Raw genomic sequence first — 16,418 nt, 5'->3', positions numbered from 1 at the left:
TGCAAGCTTTCTTTACAGTTCCAAAAAGCATTGCGTTTGCAGTAAATAGCGGTAGTATTGACGGGTCATTACACATCTAAGGCATCAATAAGCCTGAGTTAAAATAAAGTAGTAGGAAGAGACATCACATGGCCGACAATCAGCCGAAATACACCGAAGAACAACTTCAAGCTTGGGTTCGCACGAAGTTTCAAGAAGCCAATAAGTTTCTTGCGGAACAAGGCATTATATCTGATCAAATCTTATCAAAAGACAGTCGCTATTTAGCGCCATTGGTTGCCGTTTGGAAATTTTCGACCACCGACAAGCATAAAATTTGGGTGATCAATGGCGACGTACCAACCGATATGGTGACTGAAAAAGTAGCGCAATCAGCACGCGAGGCTGTGCGCCATTTTGCCTTGAACTGGCAGCTGAAAGCGGACGCTATTTTGCACAGTGAACAGCCGTCGCAAGAACAGCGTAATTACGCTAATTACTTGATTAATCGCGCAGAGAACCTATATCAACTCGGTGAGCAAGAAGCCTTGTGGGAGCAGCAAGCTTAATCTTGCTGCACCACGATATCGAGTACACTCGCATTAACTAAATCACAGCACAACACCATACTTTCTTGATGTTGTAACAACGGGGCGAGGGTGGCCAATGGCTGGTCGTCCCAAAGCTCTGCGATAGCTTCAGCAAAAGCCTGTGTATTGTCTGTTAATGGCCATGCTTCGCCGTTAGCGTATAGCATGTTATTAGGGCCAATTAAAATACGAGCTCCTGGAGTGCGAACTATGAGCATCGCTGTTTCTTCAAGCATCTGAGCTAACTCTTCGGCTTGTAGTAGGCCTTCAACTTGTGGCAGGGGCCGTTTACTCTGCGACATAACCAACAGCATGGCATGACTAAGATCCGTTTGCGCTAAGCTACTCAGTAAAAATTCACGCACATGGTTCAGTTGCGCCGTGCTCACGGCGAAAGGTTGACCATAGCTTTTGGCTTCTGCATCACGATAACGCGGCAGTGGAACTTCCAGCTGACTTAACGAGTCTGCCACGGCTGCAGCTAACTCTGCGGTGTTTGGGGCTCTAAATCCAACTGAATAATTTAAGCTTGGCTCTAATGCAACGCCGTTATGAGGGCAACCGGCTGGAATATAGAGCATATCGCCAGGTTCTAAAACGGCGTCAATAATGGGCTCAAAGCTATCTTTAAGCTGCTTTAAATCGGGGTGAGGACAGAACTCCGTCGCGTTGTTAACCCGTTCACCTACTTGCCAGTGGCGTGTGCCGCCACCTTGGATAATAAAAACATCATATTGATCAAGGTGCGGACCAACACCACCGTTTTCGGTAGCAAAACTTATCATCACATCATCAATGCGCCAGTCCGGCAAAAACCGAAAAGGCGCAATTAACTGTTGTACCTCGGGAATCCATTCGTTCACCGACTGCACTAACAAAGTCCAGCCGTCTTCGCCAAATTCATCATACGACTCAAAAGGACCATGACTGACCTGCCAGGTGCCGTTGTCGTTTTGAATAACTCGTGAATCAACGCCTTCTTCAAGCGCTAAACCCGCAAGAATTTCAGGCTCAACCAAATCATTGAAGTGAGTAAAAGCGCCGCGAATTAGACGCGGCTGGCGTTGCCAGGCTTCACTTAGAAAACTTTGTATGTCTAAGTTTAGCTGAAGACTCATGCGTCTAGCTCGTCAACAAAGGTGATAGCTCGTCCGATATAAGTTGCCGGAGTCAGTGCTTTAAGCTCATTTTTTGCTGCTTCTGGCATGTCTAAGCCATCAATGAAGGTGGCCATTGCAGCCTGATCTACACGTTTTCCGCGTGTGAGCTCTTTAAGTTTTTCATATGGTTTTTCAATACCATATCGGCGCATGACTGTTTGAATTGGCTCAGCAAGCAATTCCCAGTTTTGATCAAGTTCACGCAGCAAGTTCTCTGCATTTACCTCTAACTTACTAATGCCCTTCAAGGTTGCTTGGTAGGCAATCAAAGCGTACGCGAACCCAACACCTAAATTTCGCAACACAGTCGAGTCGGTTAAGTCACGCTGCCAGCGGCTAACAGGTAGCTTTTGTGCCAAATGCGCCATAATTGCGTTGGCTAAGCCTAAATTACCTTCGGAGTTTTCAAAATCAATTGGATTAACCTTGTGCGGCATCGTGGATGAACCAACTTCGCCGGCTACGGTGCGCTGTTTGAAATGATTAAGAGCAATATAGCCCCAAACATCGCGGTTAAAATCGATAATAATTGTGTTAAAGCGAGCGACGGCGTCAAACAACTCAGCAATGTAGTCATGCGGTTCAATCTGCGTTGTGTATGCATTCCAAGTCAGCCCTAAAGAGGTGACGAACTGCTGCGAAATAGTATGCCAATCAACGTTTGGGTAAGCAGCTAAATGCGCATTGTAGTTACCGACAGCACCGTTAATTTTGCCTAACAAAGGCACAGCTTGTAATTGCTCTAATTGACGCTGTAGACGCATAAACACGTTAGCCATTTCTTTACCCATGGTACTCGGGGTGGCTGGTTGCCCATGCGTACGAGCCATCATCGGTACAGCTTTATGTTCAATGGCAAGACCTTTTATTGCGCCTGTGAGCTCCTGCATAGCTGGCAACATGACGTCATTTAGGGCCTCGCGCAACATGAGTGCATGCGAAAGGTTGTTAATATCTTCAGAAGTGCAAGCAAAGTGGATAAATTCGCTGGCTGCATTGAGCTCAGCATGCTCTGCCACGCGTTCTTTTAAGAAATACTCGACCGCTTTAACATCGTGGTTAGTAGTACGCTCAATGTCTTTGACACGTTGTGCGTCGGCTTCGCTAAATTCGTTGATAATAGCTTCCAAGAACGCATTTGCGCTTTCTGAAAGAGCTGGAACTTCGGCAATGGCTTCCACTTCGGCTAGCTTTTGTAGCCACCGAATTTCAACAATAACGCGATTACGAATCAGGCCGTATTCGCTAAACATAGGGCGTAATGCCGCAGCTTTGCTGCCGTAGCGACCGTCAACTGGAGATAACGCAGTTAATGCAGAAAGGTTCATCATAATAAAGGCTCCGAGTGCTCTCGTAATTCGCGTAAGATAGATTGAGCAGCGCGTACCATGCGCTGCCGAGAAAAGATAAAGTGCCGACGCTTGCCACCCAGTTGACGCCACAGTACAGCATTGCGCACCGCAGCAAGAAGTAGGGCGCGAATAAGGTGTTGATTACTTACTTGCTGTAAATGCTCTTGTTTGCCGTTTATTTTTAACGGTTGCCCAAGGGGCGAGATGAGGTCACTGTATGTACTGCCCATACTTGCAATAACGGTGTCCTCGGCAAACTGAAAATCATGTTGTTGACGGTGGATTTGCGTTAAACGCTGGCCTAATTTATTGAGTGCTTCAGGGTTTCGCGTTAAACGTCGTTCGAGCGCTAACACGCCGACAATATAACGTGTCACTTCAACGTCTTTATCACGTGTAGCGCCAATTTGTTGCAGCAAGCTTTCTAACCCTAAACGCAACTCTGAAAGTTTTGGATAGAGCTCAGAAATACTGCCGGGTGATTGATTCAATACGCTTTCTAATAGAACTTTGGCGCTTGCGCTGTCACGCACACTGCCAAAACGTGCAACTTGTTTCACCGCCGCCGCGGCTTGCGCTAATGCAGCCAGAGCGATAACCCTGTCAAACCAGATGTCTTGGGTTTGCGTGCTCACAAGAAAACCTCGTGGTCGGCAATACGATGCTCGATAATGCCGCCACCTAAACAAACTTCGTCTTGATAGAACACTGCTGATTGTCCGGGTGTTACCGCAGCGACGGGTTCATCAAATGCAACCTGAATACGGCCGTCTGCAAGCGGGGTTACAGTGCAAGGAATGTCTTGCTGGCGATACCGCGTTTTTACCTGGCAGTTAAAAGGCTTGTTAGGTTGTGTGCGGTCGACCCAATGTAACTGACCTGCTATAAGCCCCTTTGAGAATAACCGCGGATGGTTTTTACCTTGTGCCACGATAAGCACATTGCGCGTCACGTCTTTATCGACCACATACCAAGGCTCATCACCGGCTTCAGCTAAACCGCCAATATGCAAACCTTTACGTTGTCCCAGGGTGTGGTACATCAAACCCTCATGTTGGCCGAGTATGGTCCCGTCAACACTTTCAATTGGCCCCGGTTGGGCGGGTAAGTACTGTTGTAAAAAGTCTTTGAATTTACGTTCGCCAATAAAACAGATGCCCGTTGAGTCTTTTTTGTCAGCCGTAACCAAGCCTTGCTCTTCGGCTATACGGCGAACTTCTGGCTTTTCAAGCTCACCCACAGGAAATAAGGTTTGTGCCACGTGGGTATGTGCTAACGTATACAAAAAATAGCTCTGGTCTTTATTGGTATCAAGCCCGCGTAATAACTGGTATTTACCCTTGTGCTCACGACGACGAACGTAATGCCCAGTCGCTATGTAATCGGCCCCCAGAGCACCCGCGGCAAACTCCAGAAACGCTTTAAATTTAATTTCTTTGTTGCACATGATGTCGGGGTTAGGCGTACGTCCAGCGCGATACTCTTCTAAAAAGTATTCAAACACGTTATCCCAGTACTCTGCAGCAAAATTGACGGTGTGCAGTTCAATACCTAATTTTTGACAAACAGCTTCTGCGTCCGCTAAGTCGGTTGCGGCCGCGCAATATTCGTCAGTGTCGTCTTCTTCCCAGTTCTTCATAAACAGGCCCTCTACTTGGTAGCCTTGTTGTAAAAGAAGATAAGCAGACACAGAGGAGTCCACACCGCCAGACATGCCGACGATGACTTTTTTAGAGGCATTTTCGCTTTGCTTTACAGACATTTTGCTCTTCAGTTAAGACGCTAAAATCTACGATTAAAACATGGTTGTTAATCGCGCTACGTAATGGGCGCGAATTTTACCACACTGGGGGTTCCTCGCGCCACTCACCCGGTTGCAAACTGCGTAATAGCCATGGCCCGATACCTGCACGTATAAGCCGTAAAGTAGGGTAGCCAATAGCAGCTGTCATACGACGCACTTGTCGATTACGGCCTTCTGATATTTTGATGCAGACCCAGCAATCAGGCACAGATTTACGTTCACGCACCGGCGGATTGCGTGGCCACAAATTCATTGGCTCATCCATTAAAAAAGCTTCAGCGGGTAGCGTGAGTCCGTCATTTAGCTCAACTCCGTCGCGCAGTTGTTGCAACTCGCTTTCACTGGGAACACCTTCCACTTGCACCCAATAGGTTTTGGGCATTTTATGCTTAGGGTGACTAATTTTATGCTGCAAATCACCGTCATTGGTTAATAGTAAGAGGCCTTCCGAGTCTTTGTCTAAGCGCCCAGCTGGGTAGACGTCATTGTGCGGAATTAAACCTTTTAGCGTTTGCTCTTCATCACTACCAGAAAACTGACTGAGCACACCAAAGGGTTTATTCAAAAGAATCAGCTTAGGGTTTGCAGGGCGTGGTCGCGATGTGTTCGAACGGCGTTTTGAAAAGCGGCGCTTGGGTGCCTGAGCTTTCACCTTTAACTCCTTGTTGAATGACGATATTGCCATGGTTTCAAGTCGCTATTATCCCACAAATCGGGCGGATTGGCATTGGTATAGCGACATTCTATGACGTATAATCCGCTGAACTAAACAACATGGAGAAACCTCGCGTGTCTGATAATTCAAATAATACGACACCCGTCATTCCTCGTGGCGACTTTGCTCAAGCGTTACGCGGTGAAATAAAACTTAGCGTTGGCCCGATGTTGCAGCGGGCATGGGAAATTACTTTACGTTCATTGCCATGGATGCTTGGTGTTTTTGTCCTGTTGCTGCTGATTAATTTGTTAGTGTCAAACGTGCTTGGCATGCTCTTTCCATTTGATGAAGAGGCTATAACAACGCAAACAACAATAGACCTTGAGCAGTTACCCATTGGCAATATTATTGCCAGCAGCCTGCTGCAAGAAATACTTATGGCTCCTTTTTCGGCGTTGTTAATTTATGTGGGCTTGGTCAATGCTGCTGAGCGCAAACCTAGCCTAGAGGGGTTGCGTGGCACACTGCAACATGCTCCGCAAATTATGCTGGTCGCGTTGTTTAAAATTGTAATCACTGCGGTTTCGGTTGCTGTATTAGTAGGGCTAGGTAGCTTAATTAGTGGGGGCTTTGCGCTGTTATTGGCCGTATTAGTGGTTATTTACCTTCAATTAAGTTTAATGCTTGCAGTGCCTTTTGTTATTGACCGTCAACTTAACGCTTTTCGAGCTCTCATCGCTTCATTTTTGGTGATCAATAAGACTATGTTTCCCGTACTGGGGCTAATGGCTTTAATGGGAATTATTCTATTGATTAGCGCAATTCCATTATTGCTCGGCTTAATTTTCACCTTACCAATGGCGTTTAACGCTGTGGGTGTGGTTTATCACAGCCTGATTGGGCTTGATGACGAAACGATTTAAAAGGGAGACTGTATGCGTCTTTTAGGCTGGTTGCTTGCTGTTGCTTTAGTGACAATAGCGGTTTGGTTACCCACGCAACTACATCAATCATCTAAACCAGAAATGAGCACCGATACAAGCACGCCCACCACTGTTACCGTTGAGCGTGTTACTGTTGTGCCCGACTTCACGATTTATACTAACGTTCGTGACAAGAAACAGGCATTTTTTAGTTTCTTAGCACCCATAGTACAAGCTGAAAACGCGGTTATTGAACAAGCGCGCGAGCAATTATTAGCGCTAGTTCAAGTGCATAAGCAAACGGGTAGCTTAAATAAAAAACAGCTCAAACAATTGGAACGAATCGCCAATGATTATAACGTGACAGTTGAAACTAATGATCTTGCTGCCACGTTTGGGGTGCTGCTGCGCCGTGTAGATGTAGTACCTGAAGCATTAGCACTGGTGCAGGCTGCAAACGAGTCTGCCTGGGGAACTTCACGCTTTGCGCTCGAAGGCTTGAATTTCTTTGGCCAGTGGTGTTTTCGTAAAGGCTGTGGGTTAGTCCCCGATGCCCGTAGTGAAGATATGACCCATGAAGTACGCAAGTTTGCATCAGTGAACGCTTCTGTGCGGAGTTACCTGCGTAACATTAACACTCATCCCGCGTACTTTGAGTTACGTCGTTTACGCGCTGAAAAACGTCAAAGCGGTGCTGATATTCGTGCGTTAGACTTAACTGAAGGGTTAATGAGTTATTCTGAAAGGGGCGAAGATTACATTCATGAGTTAAACTCAATGATTCGTGTTAATCGCCCCATCATTATTGATGTACTTGAACCTAGCTCAGATTCAGCACCCGAATAACACCGCTGCTGTCGGCTTGTTCTGAGCCGGCAGCGTCATCGTCTTCGTCGCGATAATTGAGAAAGTCAGTCGGGGTAGAATGGTCAAACGCAGTATCGCCGTCTGCATTTTCGATGCCGTCAGCCGCAATTGATTTGAAATCAAATAGGCTAGGGTCTGCTAAATGTGACGGTACGACATTTTGTAGTGCAGAAAACATACTTTCAATACGGCCGGGAAATTGGCGGTCCCATTGTTTTAGCATGTCTTTGATGACTTTTCGCTGCAAATTCTCTTGTGAGCCACACAAATTACACGGAATAATCGGGAACTCCATGTGATCCGCATATTTAACAATGTCTTTTTCGCGCGTATAAGCAAGCGGACGAATAATGACATGTTTACCGTTGTCACTGACTAATTTAGGTGGCATAGATTTCATTTTGCCGCCATAAAACATGTTTAACATAAGGGTTTCAAGCATGTCGTCGCGGTGATGTCCTAAGGCAATCTTAGTGGCACCCAACTCACTTGCTACGCGATACAGAATACCGCGGCGCAAGCGTGAGCATAAGGAGCAAGTTGTTTTACCTGCAGGAATTTTTTCGCGAACTATGCTGTAGGTGTCTTCTTCAATAATGCGGAAGTCAACGCCTTCACGGGTTAAGTATTCAGGTAAAATATGCTCCGGAAAACCGGGCTGTTTTTGATCAAGGTTTACCGCAATGATGTCAAATTTTACCGGTGCTATGCGTTGTAAAAATCGCAGTACATCGAGCAGGGTGTAGCTGTCTTTGCCACCAGACAAACAGACCATAATGCGATCGCCATCCTCAATCATATTGAAGTCTTGTATGGCTTGACCGACTGTGCGTCGAATACGTTTTTGTAGCTTATTAAAGCTATACTGCTGCTTTTTGGCTTCAGCTGTTTTAGTTGCTGCGCTCATAACCACCCTAAACCGATGTTAGTACAAATTAAAAATTGGCGCGGATTATAACTTAATTGGCGACACAAATCCCTCAGGTTTTAATGCCAGCAAATCACAATTTATATTACTAATAACATGTTCAGCAGTGTTACCAAGTAAGGCGGCGCTGAAGCCTGTACGTCCAATGGTGCCAAGTACTACCAGCTCGGCATCAAGCTCCGCCGCTAATTCAGGAATAACTTGCTCAGGTAAGCCTTCGCGCACGTGCTGCTGCTCTGCTGGAATATGGAAGGGCATGGCATGTTCAGCTAAAGCAATTTTATGGTTTTCTGCAATGGTTTCTGCATAACTACTGGTGTCGAATTCAGGAATTTCTGCGGCAATGGTAATTGGCGCACCAGGGTAGGCATTCACCAAGTGAACTTCGCTGTGCAAACAATTAGCGAACTTTAATGCTGCTTCAGTAATGCGCGTATTTAGCGATCGATGATGTTCGTGTTCGCCCGTGGTATGAATGCCGGCCAAAATTTTGCCATGCTCTGGCCATTCATGCTCTTTTACTAATAACACTTGGCATGGTGCTTTTCGCAATAGGTGCCAGTCTGTCGGGGTGAATAACAGTGCCGCAAGGCCTTCTTGTTGGTGTGTCGCTTTAACAATAATGTCGTACTTACCTGCTATAGCGGTTTCAATAATGGCTTCAAAAGGGCGGTTGTGCCAAAGTACCTGCACGTCATAGTTAATGTCGCGGATATTATAATCTTCAAGAAGGTCCTTTATCCAAACTTGCCGATCACTAATTAAGCTATCGCGCATAACATTACGTTCATCGGCGGCAAGCATTGTCGTCATTTCATAAGAAAAGTCATAAATTGACAGCATGAAGGTTACTTGGGCACCGCTTATGCGGGCTAAGTGTAGCGCACGATTTATCGCTTTTTGTTGCTGCTTGTCGGCATCAAGTACAGCAAGAATTTTGGTTACGCAGCTCATGGAATACCTCGAATTTATTAACGACAAGTTGGAGTTTAGCTAACAAAGACAATATCAGCCAATATCTGTTAACTTATTGAAGCACTTGCAATTGACGTAACGCAATGATCAGTGTCCATAAACCATAAACAATCATGGCGGCCCCCATAAGTTGACGAAAACCAAGCGACTGCAGCAGCTGTTGTAATTGCCGACTTAACCAACCGAAAGCGAACATGCTTGGTAATGTACCTAGCCCAAACCCGAGCATAAGGAAGGCCCCTTGCTGAGCAGAGCCACTTACTGCAGACCAGCTTAATGCGCTATACACTAAGCCACAGGGTAACCAGCCCCAAAGCATTCCGGCAGCAAATAGCGCTGAATAACTTCGTTGTTGGCGAAACTTTGCCGCAAGTGGTTGTAAACGGCGCCACAATGGCTGCCCAATACGTTCTAAGTAACGTAGCCCAAACCACCATTGGCCCAAATATAAACCTAAGCTAACCAGTACCAATGCAGCGATAATGCGAAGGCTTATAAGCCCTTGGTCGGCTAAACTAGCGACACCTGCGAAAGCACCACCAACTATAGCACCCGCAACAACATAAGAGCTGATGCGGCCAAGGTTATAGGTTAATAGTTGCCGTTTATTAACTTGTCCAGCAAAAGCGCCGGCGATGCCGCCACACATCATCATGCAATGCCCACTGCCGGCAAGCGCCATTAATAACGCGGCAAAAATATCAATTGTCATCAGCAGTAGGGGGCTTTGAGTTGGTTTTTTTCTCGGCCGGCTTATCGTCAAGCAACACATTCATACCTTGGCGCTCTAAATCTTCAAATTGATCACTGCGCACGGCCCATAGAAAAACTCCTACGGCAATAATGACAAATAGAATCGCAATGGGGATTAAAACATAAAGACTGTCCATTATCGGTATAACCTTAATGAGTTAAGTAACACAATGAGCGAGCTAGCAGACATCCCAATCGCGGCAATATATGGTGTTACAAACCCGGCCATAGCTACTGGCAGAATGCCTATGTTATATATTAATGCCCAGGTAATATTCTGTCGCAATATGCGCCGAGCCAGTTGCGTTATTGTGCGAAACTGCGTAATTGCACTGAATTGATTACGCAGCAGAATGACATCTGCAGCGGTTCGCGCTAAGTCTGCCGCATGGCCAAATGTAATTGATACATCGGCTTGTGCCAATACCGGGCCGTCATTTAGGCCATCACCAATCATTGCCACAGGGGCGTGTTCTTGCGCTTTGTGTAGTATAGCGAGCTTATCGGCAGGCAAGCAATTGGCGTGTACTTCGCTTATTCCTAGTTGAGCAGCAACACGTAGCGCAAATTCTCGGTTATCACCGGTTAACATAACAATGTGCAAACCTGCTTGCTGTAGTTGTGCAATGGTTTCTTGGGTGTCTGCTCGCACCGCATCGCCAACCACATACTCGGCCAATATATCTTGTTCGGAAGCCAGAAACACTTGGGCATCAGACAGTTGAGGCTGATAATTTGGATGCCACTGTTGAATGTAACGCAGGCTACCCAGTCTCACTTCGGTGGTGTGTCCGTCGGTTGTTTGCCAGCGTCCAGATAACCCCATGCCAGCTTCAGAGTGCATGTGTGTAACGTGTTCTACGTGCTTGGTTAAATTCTGCAGTGGCAGGGCAAGTGGGTGATTCGAGCTACGCTCTAGTGCTTGCGTTACAGCATCAATGTGCGGCTGCAAGTCCGGCTGCGAATAATACGCCTGCTGCAAGACAAATTCGCCGGTGGTCAAGGTACCGGTTTTATCGACAAAAATAGTTTTAACTTCGGGCAGTATTTGCAACACATCGGCATTACGCAGTAACACCCCTGTTTTATTTAATTTGTGAATAGCACCAGTTACGGCGGTTGGGGCAGCTAAAGCTAAAGCACAAGGGCAGGTGGCAACTAATACTGATAATGTGACCCAAAAGGCCTCGGCCGGGTCAATAACTGTCCAAATAAGAAATGTCGCTGCTGCGAGCATTAAAATACGCACGACAAATTTGCTTGCCATACGTTCTGCCACGCGTGCTAACTTAGGTTTGCGCGACAGTGCGAGATCTTGCAGCTCAATAATACTCGCCAATACAGTTTGCTGCGCCGTAGCTGTAACGCGAATGCGAATAGGCTGGGTTTTGTTGAGACTACCGGCAAGAACTAATTCATTTTGGTGTTTTGCAACCAAGCGACTTTCGCCGGTTAAAATACTCTCATTAACAGCGGTTGCTTCACTCAGCAATTCACCATCCACAGGAATTGTCGCACCAGGTAACACCTGCACTATGTCACCAGGTTTTAATTGGCTGACAGCTACAGACTGTACTTGGCCAGCGCTTGTTTCCTGTTGCGCTATAGCGGGTATTAGTTTGACTAAGTTAGCTGCAGCACTAACCGCTTTTTGCCTTGCTAAGAGCTCAAAATAACGGCCCACCAATAAAAAGAAAGTGAACATGGCGACCGACTCAAAATAAACGTCACCTTCATTGATTATGGTGGCGTAGGCGCTCGCGCCATAAGCACTTAATAAAGCCACAGTAACAGGGACGTCCATATTAGGTCGACCGGCTTGAATACTTCGAATGGCACTCACGTAAAATGGCTGCGCACTATAAAGCAGTACTGGTGTAGCCATAAACAAGCTAATCCACCACATGAATTGTCGTAACTGAGGATCAAGATCGCTCACCACGCCAAAATAAAGGCCAATGGCAAGCATCATGACCTGCATAGTCGCTAATCCGGCAATACCAAGTCGAGTGACAAAATAACGGCGGCGCTTTTTAAATTCTTGTTCTTGTGTTACCGACTGAAATGGCAGCGCGCGGTAACCTAACTCAGCAATGGCCTTTAAAATATCACTAAGTTGTAATAATTGCGGATTCCACTGTACTTGCACGCGTTCTGTCGTTGCATTCACTTGCACTTGGGCCACACCGGGTAAGCGCTTGGTATGCTGTTCAATTAACCAAGCACAGGCAGAGCAGGTCATGCCTTCAATAGATAGTGAGATACTGCGCAAGCCGTCAATTTGACGCGTAAACTGGTGCTGAAGATTCTCGTCGTCATAGGCTTCTAATTGTTGCAGCTCTTCGGGCACTAAAGGCACTTGCAAAGGGTTGCTAGTATCGCGATATTGATAAAAATGCAGCAGGTTTTGCTGATTGATTGTTTCGGCTACCGCTTGGCAGCCGAAACAGCAAACCGAATAGTCAGAACCAGCAAGATTTACCTTATAACCTCCGTCGCTCGGTAATGGCTGTAAGCAATGGAAGCATTGGCCTTGCGGCGGCTTCGGAAGGCTTTGGCTCATGTTCTACACGCCATAAGTTAATGGCTTTATGGCCAGTTTTCGATACGCCGGTAATTGAATTTGTTGTGAAACACGCCAACTGTTGTCAAACGGCATAATAGTGATAGTCCATTTGCCTTTCTCAGCGTATTTAAGCGTGCCACGATAGACCCCTTGAGCATCAGCGGTGAGGGTTTCGCTAAAATCTTTTTCAGCCTGGGTGCTGTGATAGAAGTTGACCTTTAAAGCACTTAACTGCGTAGGAGAGCCACTGGCATAGCTTAACGTGAAAGTTTGCTCGTTTTGCTCAAATGAAAATTCAATATTTAGCTCTTGCGCGGCTTTCACTTTTTCAACTTGCGCGTTAATACCGCGGCCTTTTTTGTAATAGTCGTCAACAACCATCGGGTTGTCACCCTGTTGGCTGGCAATAGTGAGGGTGATGATCATGGCGATAATCACCGAAAAGGGAAGGAGCATGAGGAACCACGGCCAAAACTGCTTATACCAAGGTTTTTCCATTCGAAGCACACCTTAAGTTCTAATAAATTTAGTCAGTTAAAGAAAAAACCCCGCAGCAGCGGGGTTTCTCGTTTATTCCTGCGATAGCCCGTAAACGTATGAGCTGATGACATGAATTTTATCCTCACCGAGGATATCTTTCCAGGCCGGCATCACACCATTACGACCGTTACGAAGGGTTTCTTCGATGGCCTCTTGTGAGCCGCCATATAGCCAGATGTTGTCAGTCAGGTTAGGCGCACCTAATGCTTGGTTACCTTTAGCATCTTGACCATGGCAAGCAGTACACACCATAAAGTTTGCCTCACCAGCTTTGGCTAGTTCAGGGTCAACTTTGCGGCCACTTAAACTCATCACATAAGTTGCAAGTTCAGTGATCTGTTGATCGTTAAACTGCGACTGAGCAGGCATCACACCATTGCGACCTTCCATTAACGAGTGTTTAATTGCTGCTGGGCTGCCACCATACAACCAATCGTTATCGGTTAGGTTAGGGAAGCCTTTGCCACCCATAGCGTTTGAACCATGACATTGCGCACAGTTTTGCAAGAACAAGCGCTGACCGATTTTTACGGCTTCTTCGTCTTGTGCCAACTCTTCAATTGGGCGCTCAGAAAGAGCTGCAAACACCGGGCCGAATTTTTCTTCAGCTTGATCAACTTGACGATCGTACTCAACAATCAAACCCGCTTCGCGAGCTGCGGCAGTTGCTTGTTGTGATTCTTCAAGTGAACGTACGTCTTGGTTTGAACTGCTCCAACCGAGCAAGCCGGCGAAGTTACCTAAACCTGGATATAGGGCAAGATACACAAAGCCCCACACTATAGTTATCCAGAACAAAATCATCCACCAACGCGGCAATGGGTTATTAATTTCCACGATTCCGTCGAATTCGTGGTCCATTAATTCACCTTCTTTAATGCCGGTATAGTTACTCATATTCCAGCGTAACAGCCAGATTATACCGACCAAGAAGGCCAACGTTAGCACGATTATCCATGCACTCCAGAAGCTACTCATTATTCTTCGACTCCTGTTTGGTACTGTCGTTTAGGTTTGATTTTTTGTCTTCATCAAAAATGGAATTGGCGGCTTCATCGAAACGCTTTTTCGAGCCTTTACTAAAAGCCCACCAAACCACACCGATAAACAGTACGAAAACTAAAACGGTGTAAAAACTACGCCAAGTGATGTAATCCATCTTACTCAGCCTGTGTTAAGCCAGTTCCCAGCACTTGCAAGTATGCAATTAAGGCTTCCATTTCGGTTTTACCTTTAACTGCAGCTTGCGCACCGGCAATGTCTTCATCGGTATATGGCACGCCAAACGAGCGGAATACCTCAAGCTTTTTCGCAGTTAACTCACCATCAAGTTTGTTTTCTGCAAGCCATGGGAATGCCGGCATGTTGGAGTCTTCCACCACATCGCGAGGATTCATTAAATGCACGTAGTGCCATTCATCACTGTAACGACCGCCAACACGAGCTAAGTCTGGACCGGTACGTTTAGAGCCCCATAAGAATGGGCGCTCCCAAACATGTTCACCAGCTAACGAGTAATGACCATAGCGCTCAGTTTCTGCACGAAATGGGCGAATCATTTGGCTGTGACAGTTGCTACAACCTTCGCGAATGTAGATATCACGACCTTCCATTTCTAAAGCTGTGTATGGCTTAAGGCCAACTACAGGCTCGTTGGTTTGTTTTTGGAATAACAGCGGGGTGATTTCAACCAAACCACCAATTGAAATTGCAATAGTCATTAATACCGCTAACCAACCAACGCGCTTTTCAACGAAATCGTGTTTTACGTTTTTGCTCATCGAATCGACTCCTTACGCTGATTGAGTAGCTGTTGGTGCAGGGCTGCTGTGCTCAACTGGAGCATCAACATATTCAACAGTTGGCTTGCCTGCACGAATAGTACGATAAACGTTTACCGCCATAAGAATCATACCTGCGACGATGAATAAACCGCCGACAAAACGGATGAACCAGAACGGATAAGACGCAACCACACTTTCTACAAAGCTATAAGTGAGGGTACCATCAGTTGCGTTTACTGCACGCCACATAAGCCCTTGCATAACACCTGAAATCCACAGCGCAACAATGTATAAAACCACGCCAATGGTGTGTAACCAGAAATGGGTGTTGATCCATTTAATGCTGTGCATTTGGGTTTGGCTCCACAAACGTGGTATTAAGTAGTACAGCGAGCCGATGGTGATCATCGCAACCCAACCCAATGCCCCCGAGTGCACGTGACCAACCGTCCAGTCAGTGTAATGCGACAAAGCGTTAACCGATTTAATTGCCATCATTGGGCCTTCAAACGTAGACATGCCGTAGAACGACAAGGATACGATTAAGAAGCGCAAAATTGGGTCGGTTTTCAGTTTGTGCCATGCACCTGAAAGGGTCATGATACCGTTGATCATGCCGCCCCAAGAAGGCACGAATAAAATCACTGACATAACCATACCTAATGACTGTGCCCAGTCTGGCAATGCAGTGTAGTGAAGGTGGTGAGGGCCGGCCCAAATATATAATGAGATAAGCGCCCAAAAGTGAACGACAGACAAACGATAAGAGTAAACCGGGCGTTCAGCCTGCTTTGGCACGAAATAGTACATCATACCCAAGAAACCAGCGGTTAGCAGGAACCCTACCGCATTGTGGCCATACCACCACTGCACCATGGCATCGACCGCACCAGCATACAAGCTGTACGACTTGGTAAACGATACTGGAATTGCCATGCTGTTCACAATATGCAGTACCGCAATGGTGACAATAAAGCCGCCATAGAACCAGTTTGCTACATAAATGTGAGAGGTATTTCGTTTCACCAAGGTGCCAAAGAACACAATGATATACGCTACCCACGACAGGGTAATGAGAATATCAATTGGCCACTCTAATTCGGCATATTCTTTGGTAGAGCTTAGGCCCATTGGCAGGGTAATAACGGCTAAAACGATAACCGTTTGCCAAGACCAAAACACAAAGCTTGCTAAGCGATTTGAAAATAAGGCCGTTTTACAGGTTTTTTGAACAATATAAAACGATGTACCTATTAGTGCTGACGTACCAAACGCAAAAATAACCGCGTTGGTGTGCAGAGGGCGTAACCGAGAATAGGTTAGCCACGGGGTATCAAAATTCAATTCTGGCCAAATCAACTGCGCAGCAATAAACACGCCCAGTGACATGCCAATAATCCCCCAAATAACGGTTACTACGGCAAACTGCCGAACAACCTTTAGGTTATACTCAATTTGTTGTGGATTTGTTTGGCTCATTTTTGGTTTCCGCGTTGATGCTCTGAAAAATGGAGACAGAGTAACGTGACAAATGTAATA

18 protein-coding genes are annotated in these 16,418 nt (G+C 46.3%); 3 read left to right on the top strand and 15 right to left on the bottom strand.

The window, feature by feature from the left end; genetic code table 11:
• The first annotated feature begins 128 nt into the window (after positions 1-128).
• Positions 129-548, top strand: a complete 420-nt coding sequence (locus tag ASC40_RS01205) for a DUF4826 family protein (RefSeq protein WP_055437964.1) — start codon at positions 129-131, stop codon at positions 546-548.
• Here ASC40_RS01205 and ASC40_RS01200 read toward each other — a convergent pair.
• From ASC40_RS01200 to ASC40_RS01180, 5 genes are all read right to left on the bottom strand, one after another.
• On the bottom strand, positions 545-1,687 hold the full coding sequence (locus tag ASC40_RS01200) for a cupin domain-containing protein (RefSeq protein ID WP_055437963.1): 1,143 nt from the start codon (positions 1,685-1,687) through the stop codon (positions 545-547). The two genes, ASC40_RS01205 and ASC40_RS01200, sit on opposite strands and share 4 nt — an antisense overlap.
• Positions 1,684-3,057, bottom strand: a complete 1,374-nt coding sequence (gene purB / locus ASC40_RS01195) for an adenylosuccinate lyase (protein ID WP_055438498.1) — start codon at positions 3,055-3,057, stop codon at positions 1,684-1,686. The genes ASC40_RS01200 and purB overlap by 4 nt, the downstream gene beginning before the upstream one ends.
• Positions 3,057-3,716, bottom strand: a complete 660-nt coding sequence (gene hflD / locus ASC40_RS01190) for a high frequency lysogenization protein HflD (RefSeq protein ID WP_055437962.1) — start codon at positions 3,714-3,716, stop codon at positions 3,057-3,059. The genes purB and hflD overlap by 1 nt, the downstream gene beginning before the upstream one ends.
• Positions 3,713-4,843 (bottom strand): tRNA 2-thiouridine(34) synthase MnmA, encoded by a 1,131-nt coding sequence (gene mnmA, locus ASC40_RS01185; RefSeq protein ID WP_055437961.1) that lies wholly within the window; start codon positions 4,841-4,843, stop codon positions 3,713-3,715. Before mnmA ends, hflD begins: the two co-directional genes overlap by 4 nt.
• A 76-nt stretch (positions 4,844-4,919) precedes the next feature.
• On the bottom strand, positions 4,920-5,537 hold the full coding sequence (locus ASC40_RS01180) for a pseudouridine synthase (protein WP_055437960.1): 618 nt from the start codon (positions 5,535-5,537) through the stop codon (positions 4,920-4,922).
• Between the two features lie 137 nt (positions 5,538-5,674).
• On the opposite strand from ASC40_RS01180, the gene ASC40_RS01175 reads away from it, so the two are divergent.
• Positions 5,675-6,466, top strand: a complete 792-nt coding sequence (locus ASC40_RS01175) for a DUF2189 domain-containing protein (RefSeq protein WP_055437959.1) — start codon at positions 5,675-5,677, stop codon at positions 6,464-6,466.
• A gap of 12 nt (positions 6,467-6,478) precedes the next feature.
• Positions 6,479-7,312, top strand: a complete 834-nt coding sequence (locus tag ASC40_RS01170; protein ID WP_055437958.1) for a glucosaminidase domain-containing protein — start codon at positions 6,479-6,481, stop codon at positions 7,310-7,312.
• Here the strand turns inward: ASC40_RS01170 and ttcA are convergent.
• The 10 genes from ttcA to ccoN all read right to left on the bottom strand — a co-directional run bounded on the left by ttcA (position 7,287) and on the right by ccoN (position 16,358).
• Positions 7,287-8,240 (bottom strand): tRNA 2-thiocytidine(32) synthetase TtcA, encoded by a 954-nt coding sequence (gene ttcA, locus ASC40_RS01165; RefSeq protein WP_055437957.1) that lies wholly within the window; start codon positions 8,238-8,240, stop codon positions 7,287-7,289. The two genes, ASC40_RS01170 and ttcA, sit on opposite strands and share 26 nt — an antisense overlap.
• A gap of 45 nt (positions 8,241-8,285) precedes the next feature.
• The gene (gene uspE, locus ASC40_RS01160; protein WP_055437956.1) at positions 8,286-9,215 is read right to left on the bottom strand and encodes a universal stress protein UspE; all 930 of its coding nucleotides are present in this window, start codon (positions 9,213-9,215) and stop codon (positions 8,286-8,288) included.
• A 73-nt stretch (positions 9,216-9,288) separates the two neighbouring features.
• Positions 9,289-9,948 carry a sulfite exporter TauE/SafE family protein gene (locus ASC40_RS01155; RefSeq protein ID WP_055437955.1) on the bottom strand — a complete coding sequence of 220 codons (660 nt, stop codon included), beginning with the start codon at positions 9,946-9,948 and terminating at the stop codon, positions 9,289-9,291.
• Positions 9,938-10,126: a cbb3-type cytochrome oxidase assembly protein CcoS gene (ccoS, locus tag ASC40_RS01150; protein ID WP_055437954.1), complete on the bottom strand. Its 189-nt coding sequence runs from the start codon at positions 10,124-10,126 to the stop codon at positions 9,938-9,940. The genes ASC40_RS01155 and ccoS overlap by 11 nt, the downstream gene beginning before the upstream one ends.
• Positions 10,126-12,552, bottom strand: coding sequence for a heavy metal translocating P-type ATPase (locus ASC40_RS01145; RefSeq protein ID WP_055437953.1), 2,427 nt, complete (start codon positions 12,550-12,552; stop codon positions 10,126-10,128). The genes ccoS and ASC40_RS01145 overlap by 1 nt, the downstream gene beginning before the upstream one ends.
• Positions 12,553-12,555: 3 nt before the next feature.
• Positions 12,556-13,053 carry a FixH family protein gene (locus tag ASC40_RS01140; protein WP_055437952.1) on the bottom strand — a complete coding sequence of 166 codons (498 nt, stop codon included), beginning with the start codon at positions 13,051-13,053 and terminating at the stop codon, positions 12,556-12,558.
• A 72-nt stretch (positions 13,054-13,125) separates the two neighbouring features.
• Positions 13,126-14,073, bottom strand: a complete 948-nt coding sequence (gene ccoP, locus ASC40_RS01135) for a cytochrome-c oxidase, cbb3-type subunit III (protein ID WP_055437951.1) — start codon at positions 14,071-14,073, stop codon at positions 13,126-13,128.
• Complete coding sequence (locus tag ASC40_RS01130) at positions 14,066-14,254, bottom strand: CcoQ/FixQ family Cbb3-type cytochrome c oxidase assembly chaperone (RefSeq protein ID WP_055437950.1); 189 nt, start codon at positions 14,252-14,254, stop codon at positions 14,066-14,068. The genes ccoP and ASC40_RS01130 overlap by 8 nt, the downstream gene beginning before the upstream one ends.
• A gap of 1 nt (position 14,255) precedes the next feature.
• Positions 14,256-14,876 carry a cytochrome-c oxidase, cbb3-type subunit II gene (gene ccoO / locus ASC40_RS01125; protein ID WP_055437949.1) on the bottom strand — a complete coding sequence of 207 codons (621 nt, stop codon included), beginning with the start codon at positions 14,874-14,876 and terminating at the stop codon, positions 14,256-14,258.
• Positions 14,877-14,888: 12 nt separating this feature from the next.
• Complete coding sequence (gene ccoN, locus ASC40_RS01120) at positions 14,889-16,358, bottom strand: cytochrome-c oxidase, cbb3-type subunit I (protein WP_055437948.1); 1,470 nt, start codon at positions 16,356-16,358, stop codon at positions 14,889-14,891.
• Between the last annotated feature and the right edge of the window lie 60 nt (positions 16,359-16,418).

Source organism: Pseudidiomarina woesei (genome assembly GCF_001418345.1).
Lineage (GTDB): Bacteria > Pseudomonadota > Gammaproteobacteria > Enterobacterales > Alteromonadaceae > Pseudidiomarina > Pseudidiomarina woesei.
This window is presented reverse-complemented; position numbering and strand designations above follow the sequence as displayed.